Raw genomic sequence first — 8,199 nt, forward strand, 5'->3', positions numbered from 1 at the left:
TCCTTAATCAGTGTCTTTCGGGCCTTGCGCCTCGACCGGGGTGCTCACCGGTTCAGTCGCAGGGGTCGGCGCGGGGCTAGAACGGTAATCGGCCCGACGCTTGATCTGGAACTCACGCACCGCAGCGTTGTGCGCATCCAGATCATCAGAGAACGTGTGGCTGCCATCGCCCTTGGCCACAAAGTACAGGCTGGTACCACTGACCGGGTGCAAGGCGGCATTGATCGCTTCACGCCCGACCATGGCTATAGGTGTCGGCGGTAAACCGGGGATGGTGTAGGTGTTGTACGGCGTTGGCTCGCGCAAATGGGCGCGGGTCAGCTTGCCGTTGTAGCGCTCACCCAGACCGTAGATCACTGTAGGATCGGTTTGCAGCGGCATGCCGATCTTCATCCGGCGCACAAAAACCCCGGCAATCTGCCCACGCTCCTGTGGCACACCGGTTTCTTTCTCCACCAGTGAGGCCATGATCAGTGCCTGATACGGGTTAGCGTAAGGCACACTTGGGTCACGCTGCTCCCACTCCTGGGCCAGCACCTTCTCCAGACGATCGTAGGCTTTTTCCAGCAACTGCGCGTCGGTCATGCCGCGCACAAAGCGATAGGTGTCAGGAAAGAATCGCCCTTCAGGGAACTCCCCCTCATGCCCAAGCCTGGCCATGACTTCGCTGTCGCTCAGGCCGTCGAGGGTCTGTTCGATTTTTTCGTGTTTGGCCAAGGCGCTGCGCACCTGGCGAAAGTTCCAGCCTTCGACCAGGGTCAGGCTGTACTGCACCACTTCACCACGCTGCCACACACCGATCAGCTCCTGGGCAGTCATGCCCGGAGTCATGCGGTATTCACCGCTGTGCAAGGGCTGGCCTTCAAGGTTGAAGCGCCAGTACAGGCGCAGCCAAAAGGCGTCCTGCAGGGTACCGTCAGCTTCCAGGCGATTAAACGTGCCGGTCGGCGTGGCGCCAGCCGGAACGTCGAGCAGTTGCTCCTGCGTCAGCTTGAGCGGTTGTTCCAGCGCCGAATTGAGCTTCCAGGCACCGGCGCCCAGCAACAGGCCCGCCAGCACCAGACCCATCTGCAGCAGCACCAAGATTTTACGTTTCACGAATCAGACATCCAGTAAGGTGCGAGCAATGCCTTGCAGTTTACGGGTGAGCGGCCCCACCGGCCAGCTCAGGTCTGCAAAAGCGCGCACGGGCCAGATGCCATACACGCTGTTGCAGAGGAAGAGTTCATCGGCCTGTTGCAGTTGCGCAAGGCTGATATCAGTGACATGACAAGGGATACCCAGGCGCCCGGCCTCAGCCAGCAGGGCAGCGCGCATTACACCTGCCACACCACAACGCTGCAGGTCAGCGGTGATCAGGGCCCCGTCACGCACCATAAACAGGTTGCTGAATACACCTTCAATCACTCGCCCCGAAGTGTCGCGCATCAAGCCCTCGGCATAGCCCGGGTCTTGCCATTCGGATCGCGCGATCACCTGTTCGAGTCGATTGAGATGCTTGAGCCCCGCCAGCAGCGGTTGCTCGGCCAGACGGGTGGCACAGTCAAACAGCACGATACCCTGCTGCCCATGGGCTTCAGGGTAGGCCGCTGGCGGACTGGCTTGCAGAATTCTTCGAGGCAAGGCCCCGGGGGATACGCCGTAACCACGCAGGCTGTCGCCGCGGGTCAGGATAAGCTTGAGCACGCCTTCGCCCATTGCCTGGGCATAGGCCAGCAATTCGCTGCGGATCAAAGAATGATCCGCAGCAATGGCCAGCCGGGAACAACCGAGTGCCAGGCGCTGCAAGTGCAGCTCCAGCAGCAAGGGGGTGCCGGCCTTGACCGCGATGGTCTCGAACAGACCATCGCCGTAGGCCAGCCCACGGTCTTTCAGCGACGCCAGGGCGCTCGCCGGTTGACCGTCGACCCAGCTTTGCATCAGTCGGCGAACCGGCGGAACACCAGCGAACCGTTGGTGCCACCAAAACCGAACGAGTTGGACAACACCACGTCGATCGGCATTTCACGCGCAGTGTGCGCCACGAAATCCAGATCACAGCCTTCATCAGGCTCGTCGAGGTTGATAGTCGGCGGGGCAACCTGGCTGTTGATCGCCAGCACGCTGAAAATCGCCTCAACCGCGCCCGCCGCGCCCAACAGGTGACCAGTCATCGACTTGGTCGAACTCACGGCCAGCTTGTAAGCGTGATCACCGAATACCGACTTGATCGCCGAAACTTCTGCCAGGTCCCCAGCAGGCGTCGAAGTGCCGTGGGCGTTGATGTATTGCACCTCATCAGCGCTGATCCGGGCGTCGCGCAAGGCATTGGTGATGCAACGCGCAGCGCCCGCACCATCGGCCGGAGGCGAGGTCATGTGGAAGGCGTCACCGCTCATGCCAAAACCGATCAGCTCGGCGTAGATGGTCGCACCTCGCGCCTTGGCGTGCTCAAGCTCTTCAAGCACCAATGCACCGGCACCGTCAGACAATACAAAACCGTCACGGCCTTTGTCCCATGGACGGCTGGCGCGGGTCGGATCGTCGTTGCGGGTCGACAGCGCCCGTGAGGCACCAAAGCCACCCATGCCCAGACCGCAGGCGGCCATTTCGGCACCGCCGGCAATCATTACATCGGCTTCGCCGTAGGCAATGTTGCGCGCCGCCATGCCGATACAGTGCGTACCCGTGGTACAGGCTGTAGCAATGGCGTAGTTAGGCCCCTGTGTACCCAAGTGGATAGACAGAAAACCGGAAATCATATTGATGATCGAACCGGGCACGAAGAACGGAGAAATCCGTCGCGGGCCTTGCTCGTGCAGGGTACGGCTGGTTTCCTCGATATTGGTCAAACCGCCAATACCCGAACCCATTGCCACACCGATGCGCTCACGGTTGGCGTCGGTAACTTCCAGGCCGGAATTGCGCACAGCCTGAAACCCGGCTGCCAGACCGTATTGAATAAACAGGTCAAGTTTTCGAGCTTCTTTGACGGAGAGGTAATCCTCAACGTTAAAGCCCTGTACCGAGCCGCCAAAACGGGTGGAATAGGCAGAAAGATCCGTGTGTTCGATCAGACCAATGCCACTTCGGCCTGCCAGAATGCCTTGCCAGGTGCTCGGAACATCTGCACCCAGTGGCGACAACATCCCCATACCGGTGACTACGACGCGTCTACGCGACACAGCACTCTCCTTTATTCTATTGACGACACTTTGCATCACACCTAAAGAAAAAACCGCACGCCAGAGCGGCAGTGCGGTTTTTCCATGACAGCGAGCAACGATTACAAACTATTACGCCTGGTGGCTAGTAACGTAGTCGATTGCTGCTTGTACAGTAGTGATCTTTTCAGCTTCTTCGTCAGGAATCTCAGTCTCGAATTCCTCTTCCAGAGCCATCACAAGCTCAACGGTGTCAAGGGAGTCGGCACCCAGGTCTTCAACGAAGGAAGCGGCATTGGTCACTTCTTCTTCTTTAACGCCCAGTTGCTCGGCAACGATTTTCTTGACGCGCTCTTCGATGGTGCTCATACCTTGTTTTCACTCCTAATGGACAAATTCAGGCAGCTGGCCAGTGGGCAAGTGTATCGAAAGCCTTTTCAGTTTTTCAACTGAAAGCTTTGCACGCACACCGCAACAACCGGCTGCCTATAAATAGATTGCAGCTTTATAACGGATTTTAGACAGCTCGTATGACATTTTTTTGAAGCAATCCGTCACATTTAACTCATGTACATCCCGCCGTTGACCGGGATTGTAGCCCCAGTCACGTAGGCTGCACCGTCGGATGCCAGGAAAGCGACCACGTTTGCGATCTCTTGAGCCTGGCCCAGACGGCCCAGCGGAATCTGCGTCTGCAAGGCTTCGCGCTGTGCTTCTGGCAACTCACGGGTCATATCGGTATCGATAAAACCTGGAGCGACCGAGTTGACAGTGATCGAGCGCGAGCCCACTTCACGTGCCAGCGCACGGCTGAAACCTTCCAGGCCTGCCTTGGCGGCGGCGTAGTTTACTTGGCCTGCGTTGCCCATGGCACCCACAACAGAGCCAATATTGATAATTCGTCCCCAACGGGCCTTGGTCATGCCGCGCAAAACCCCCTTGGACAGGCGATACAGACTGTTCAGGTTGGTATCGATGACATCATGCCATTCGTCATCTTTCATGCGCATCATCAGGTTATCGCGGGTGATACCGGCATTATTGACCAGAATCGCCGGCGCACCGAACTGCTCCTGGATGCTTGCCAGTACCGCAGCAACCGATTCGCTGCTGGTGACATTGAGTTCCATGCCAGTGCCCTGAACAGCGTTTTCTTTCAGGGTGGCAGCAATGCGCTCGGCACCGGCAGCCGTGGTGGCGGTGCCGATGACTACGGCGCCCTGACGACCCAACTCCAATGCGATCGCCTGGCCAATGCCACGGCTTGCGCCCGTTACCAGTGCAACTTTACCTTGCAAGCTCATGCAGGCTTCTCCTGATTCAGACCAGAGCCAATCGCGCAGCGGCGAAGGCATCCGGGGTATTCAAATTGTGAGTGGTAACGCCTTCGGCGCAACGCTTGCTGATGCCCACCAGGACTTTGCCCGGGCCGCATTCAACCAGATCAACCGGACCTGCGGCAGCCAGCGCCTGCACCGACTCAACCCAGCGCACAGGCTTGTACAGCTGCTCAAGCAAATCGCGCTTGAGGGTTGGCAAATCAGCGGCAACAGCAGCACTGACGTTCTGCACCAGCGCGATGCTTGGCATTTTCCATTCAATCGCTTCGATCGATTCAGCAAAACGCTCGGCAGCAGGACGCATCAGCTCGCAGTGCGAAGGCACGCTCACCGGCAACGGCAAGGCACGCTTGGCGCCCTTGGCCTTGCACAGCTCCATGGCGCGCTCGACAGCCGCCTTGGCCCCGGCAATCACTACCTGGCCCGGCGAGTTGAAGTTGACCGCGCTGACCACTTCGCCCTGCTCAGCTTGCGCACAGGCAGCCAGTACGTCGGCATCTTCCAGCCCCAGGATCGCCGCCATGGCGCCCTGCCCGGCCGGTACGGCCTCCTGCATCAACTGACCACGACGCTCGACCAGTTTGACCGCTTCGGCCAATGTCAGGCATTCGGCGGCCACCAGCGCGCTGTACTCGCCCAGGCTGTGGCCGGCAACGAAATCAGGGCGTTTGCCACCTTCGGCCAGCCACAGACGCCACAAGGCAATCGAGGCCGTGAGAATGGCAGGCTGGGTAATGTCAGTTTGATTGAGCTTCTCTGCAGGACCTTCCTGGATCAGCGCCCACAGATCGTAACCCAGGGCAGCAGAAGCTTCTTTGAATGTTTCCAGGACCAGCGGATGTTCCGCGCCCAACTCGGCCAACATGCCGAGGGACTGCGAACCCTGCCCTGGAAAGACGAATGCGAGGGATGTAGACATGTAACAAGCCCCTAATGATCTTGTCGTCGGAGAATTGACGTCCCACCATAGTGGACGCAAGAAACTGACAGTTGGATGGCTGATTGGACCGAGCGGTCACATTTAAGCACTCGCCCGGCAAAACGCCTACGGTAACAATCCTTCCAGGCGTCCATACAAACGCTTTGGCAGGTCTTCATGGATTTCAATCAGCGCGCGCTCTATCGCACTTTGAAAGCCCTGAGCACCTGCCGAACCGTGACTCTTGACCACAATGCCCTGCAACCCGAGAAAGCTCGCACCATTATGCCGCGCCGGGGCCAGATCGGCCTGCAGGCGCCGCATCAGCGGCAATGCCAGCACCCCCACAAAACGACTGAACAGGTTACGTCTGAATACAGCTTCAAGCCGACCCGTAATCATCGTCGCCAGGCCTTCGCTGGACTTGAGCATGATATTGCCGACAAAACCGTCACACACCACCACATCCGCCTCGCCACGGTACACCCCGTCACCTTCGACAAAACCGATGTAATGCAGCCCCGGCGCAGCCTGCAACAATGCTGCTGCTTCCTTGACCTGCTGATTACCCTTGACGTCTTCGGTGCCGATATTGAGCAAGGCAACTCGCGGACGACGCACACCCAGCGCCTGCGCCGCCACCGAGCCCATCACCGCAAACTGGAACAACTGCGCAGCCGTACAATCGACATTCGCCCCCAAATCCAGCAACTGACAGTAGCCGGTCTGGGTCGGCACCGCCGCCACCATCGCCGGACGGTCAATGCCCGGCAAAGTCTTGAGCACATGCCGCGACAATGCCATCAGCGCACCGGTATTGCCGGAACTGACACAGGCTTGCACCTTGCCATCACGGAGCAACTCCAGAGCGACACGCATGGAAGAGTCAGGCTTGCTGCGCAGGGCGTGGGAAGGCCGCTCATTCATGGCAATGACTTCTGCAGCAGGGGTAATCGTCAGGCGCGAGCGATCCACAGCCGAATGGCCGGCAATCAGAGCTTCAAGTACGGAGGGTTGACCGACTAGGGTCAGATGTAACGAGGGAGTAGCAGACAAGCAGGCAATACAGGCCTGAACAATGCTGCGGGGACCGAAGTCCCCGCCCATTGCGTCGATCGCGATGACCTGAGCGGACAAGTGATTACTCGTCAGCGCCCTTGTCGATCACTTTACGACCACGGTATACGCCTTCTGGCGATACGTGGTGACGCAGGTGAATTTCACCGGTGGTTTTTTCTACAGACAGAGTGCTAGCCGAAAGAGCATCGTGCGAACGACGCATGTCACGGGCAGAGCGGGATTTTTTGTTCTGCTGAACAGCCATAATTGATTAACTCCTAAACGTTTGGGTCACGCTTTAACTGCGCCAATACACTGAACGGGTTGGACCGCGTTACCTCGTCCTCGCCTGGTTCGGGCTCATCGAGACCCGCCGGCTGCTGGCATTCTTCCGGATGATGAGCAGGCACAATGGGCAAGGCGAGCAAAAGCTCCTCCTCGATCAGTGCATGCAGATCCAATGGATCTTCGCCCAGTTCCAGCACGTCATAACCTTTCGGTAACGACTGGGTATTCGCACCCTCTTTCACCACAGCATAACTGCATTCGCTGTGGATCGGCAGGGTGACCAGCTCAAGACAACGCTGGCAAACCATCTTGACCTCGACGTCGATGGAACTGTGTATTACCACAGATCTACGTTCGTCGCGCTCAAAAACAAATTTAGCCTGGACCGTTCCAACATCGTCGGAAAGCGGATCGCAGAGTCTCTCCAAATCAGCCAGCAACACTTCACCTTGAAGGGTAGTGCCACGATCAGCCAATTTGCGCGGGTCAACGTGAGGTGGAATCGGGTCATTCAACATAGGCGCAGCATTCTAGGGAGGACCCCTTCACGTGTCAAAGGAAATTGTGTCTGTGCGACATTGCGTACGAGCATTAGAATCGTCAACTGCCTACAGGAGTCGCGCATGCTACCTTTATTACTCGCTTCAAGCTCGGTTTATCGCCGCGATTTATTGTCTCGCCTGTGCCTGCCCTTCAGTTGCAGTTCGCCGGACATCGACGAAAGCCACCGCCCGGGCGAGAGCGCCGTCGAACTGGTCAAACGCCTGTCCCTGGAAAAAGCCCGGGCACTGGCCGCCAGCCATCCGAATCATCTGATCATTGGTTCGGACCAGGTCGCCGTACTCGACGGCCAGATCATCGGCAAGCCTCACACCCACACCAAGGCACATCAGCAACTGACGAGTGCCAGCGGCGCCAGTGTCAGCTTCCTGACCGGCCTGACCCTGCTCAACAGCCGCACAGGCCACCACCAGACTGACTGCATCCCCTTCACCGTGCACATGCGCACGCTAAGCGCGGAGCAGATTGAACGCTACCTGCTCGCTGAACAGCCCTACGACTGCGCTGGCAGCTTTAAAGCGGAAGGGCTGGGCGTAAGCCTGTTCCAACGCACCGAAGGCGATGACGCCACCAGCCTGGTCGGCCTGCCACTGATTCGCCTGGTGGATATGCTGCTAGCTGAAGGCGTTAATATCCCCTAGATGTGAAAGAACATGCGTAGCAGCTGCCGAGGGACGAAGGCTGCGCTCGGCGGCGAAGCCGTCGTAAAACCCGAATACGCGGGCGACCTGAAACACCTCGCTACCTGACTTTACGACGGCTTCGCCGCCGAACGCAGCCTCGTTCCTACGGCAGCTGCTATGTATGGACTCGCCCCCACTGTCTACCTGCTTTTAAAAAACTGCCGCCCCGTTGCATCTATGTATTAGGCCTATTCGAGGAAGCCGTC

10 protein-coding genes are annotated in these 8,199 nt (G+C 58.4%); 1 reads left to right on the forward strand and 9 read right to left on the reverse strand.

Annotated features, from left to right (window positions below; translation table 11 throughout):
* Window positions 1-3: 3 nt before the first annotated feature.
* From mltG to ACZRMH_RS22520, 9 genes are all read right to left on the reverse strand, one after another.
* Window positions 4-1,098, reverse strand: a complete 1,095-nt coding sequence (mltG, locus tag ACZRMH_RS22480; RefSeq protein WP_464015328.1) for an endolytic transglycosylase MltG — start codon at window positions 1,096-1,098, stop codon at window positions 4-6.
* Between the two features lie 3 nt (window positions 1,099-1,101).
* Window positions 1,102-1,920 carry an aminodeoxychorismate lyase gene (gene pabC / locus ACZRMH_RS22485; protein WP_464015329.1) on the reverse strand — a complete coding sequence of 273 codons (819 nt, stop codon included), beginning with the start codon at window positions 1,918-1,920 and terminating at the stop codon, window positions 1,102-1,104.
* On the reverse strand, window positions 1,920-3,164 hold the full coding sequence (gene fabF / locus ACZRMH_RS22490) for a beta-ketoacyl-ACP synthase II (RefSeq protein WP_464015330.1): 1,245 nt from the start codon (window positions 3,162-3,164) through the stop codon (window positions 1,920-1,922). Before fabF ends, pabC begins: the two co-directional genes overlap by 1 nt.
* A 111-nt stretch (window positions 3,165-3,275) precedes the next feature.
* Window positions 3,276-3,512 (reverse strand): acyl carrier protein, encoded by a 237-nt coding sequence (gene acpP, locus ACZRMH_RS22495; RefSeq protein ID WP_016779952.1) that lies wholly within the window; start codon window positions 3,510-3,512, stop codon window positions 3,276-3,278.
* A 191-nt stretch (window positions 3,513-3,703) separates the two neighbouring features.
* Window positions 3,704-4,447, reverse strand: coding sequence for a 3-oxoacyl-ACP reductase FabG (gene fabG / locus ACZRMH_RS22500; RefSeq protein ID WP_464015331.1), 744 nt, complete (start codon window positions 4,445-4,447; stop codon window positions 3,704-3,706).
* A gap of 16 nt (window positions 4,448-4,463) precedes the next feature.
* Window positions 4,464-5,402: an ACP S-malonyltransferase gene (fabD, locus tag ACZRMH_RS22505; RefSeq protein WP_464015332.1), complete on the reverse strand. Its 939-nt coding sequence runs from the start codon at window positions 5,400-5,402 to the stop codon at window positions 4,464-4,466.
* 126 nt (window positions 5,403-5,528) lie between these two features.
* Window positions 5,529-6,539: a phosphate acyltransferase PlsX gene (gene plsX, locus ACZRMH_RS22510; protein WP_464015333.1), complete on the reverse strand. Its 1,011-nt coding sequence runs from the start codon at window positions 6,537-6,539 to the stop codon at window positions 5,529-5,531.
* A 4-nt stretch (window positions 6,540-6,543) separates the two neighbouring features.
* The gene (rpmF, locus tag ACZRMH_RS22515; protein WP_003442519.1) at window positions 6,544-6,726 is read right to left on the reverse strand and encodes a 50S ribosomal protein L32; all 183 of its coding nucleotides are present in this window, start codon (window positions 6,724-6,726) and stop codon (window positions 6,544-6,546) included.
* Between the two features lie 13 nt (window positions 6,727-6,739).
* Window positions 6,740-7,267 (reverse strand): YceD family protein, encoded by a 528-nt coding sequence (locus ACZRMH_RS22520; RefSeq protein WP_016779948.1) that lies wholly within the window; start codon window positions 7,265-7,267, stop codon window positions 6,740-6,742.
* A gap of 105 nt (window positions 7,268-7,372) precedes the next feature.
* Between ACZRMH_RS22520 and ACZRMH_RS22525 the strand changes: the two genes are divergently transcribed.
* On the forward strand, window positions 7,373-7,951 hold the full coding sequence (locus ACZRMH_RS22525; protein WP_464015334.1) for a Maf family protein: 579 nt from the start codon (window positions 7,373-7,375) through the stop codon (window positions 7,949-7,951).
* Window positions 7,952-8,199: the final 248 nt, after the last annotated feature.

The organism is Pseudomonas sp. B414 (assembly GCF_055408445.1).

Excerpts from the sequence above, each read along its gene's own strand:
- pabC (WP_464015329.1), bottom strand. The coding sequence starts at position 1,920 with ATGCAAAGCTGGGTCGACGGTCAACCGGCGAGCGCCCTGGCGTCGCTG.
- acpP (WP_016779952.1), bottom strand. The coding sequence starts at position 3,512 with ATGAGCACCATCGAAGAGCGCGTCAAGAAAATCGTTGCCGAGCAACTG.
- fabG (WP_464015331.1), bottom strand. The coding sequence starts at position 4,447 with ATGAGCTTGCAAGGTAAAGTTGCACTGGTAACGGGCGCAAGCCGTGGC.
- fabD (WP_464015332.1), bottom strand. The coding sequence starts at position 5,402 with ATGTCTACATCCCTCGCATTCGTCTTTCCAGGGCAGGGTTCGCAGTCC.
- rpmF (WP_003442519.1), bottom strand. The coding sequence starts at position 6,726 with ATGGCTGTTCAGCAGAACAAAAAATCCCGCTCTGCCCGTGACATGCGT.
- ACZRMH_RS22520 (WP_016779948.1), bottom strand. The coding sequence starts at position 7,267 with ATGTTGAATGACCCGATTCCACCTCACGTTGACCCGCGCAAATTGGCT.
- ACZRMH_RS22525 (WP_464015334.1), top strand. The coding sequence starts at position 7,373 with ATGCTACCTTTATTACTCGCTTCAAGCTCGGTTTATCGCCGCGATTTA.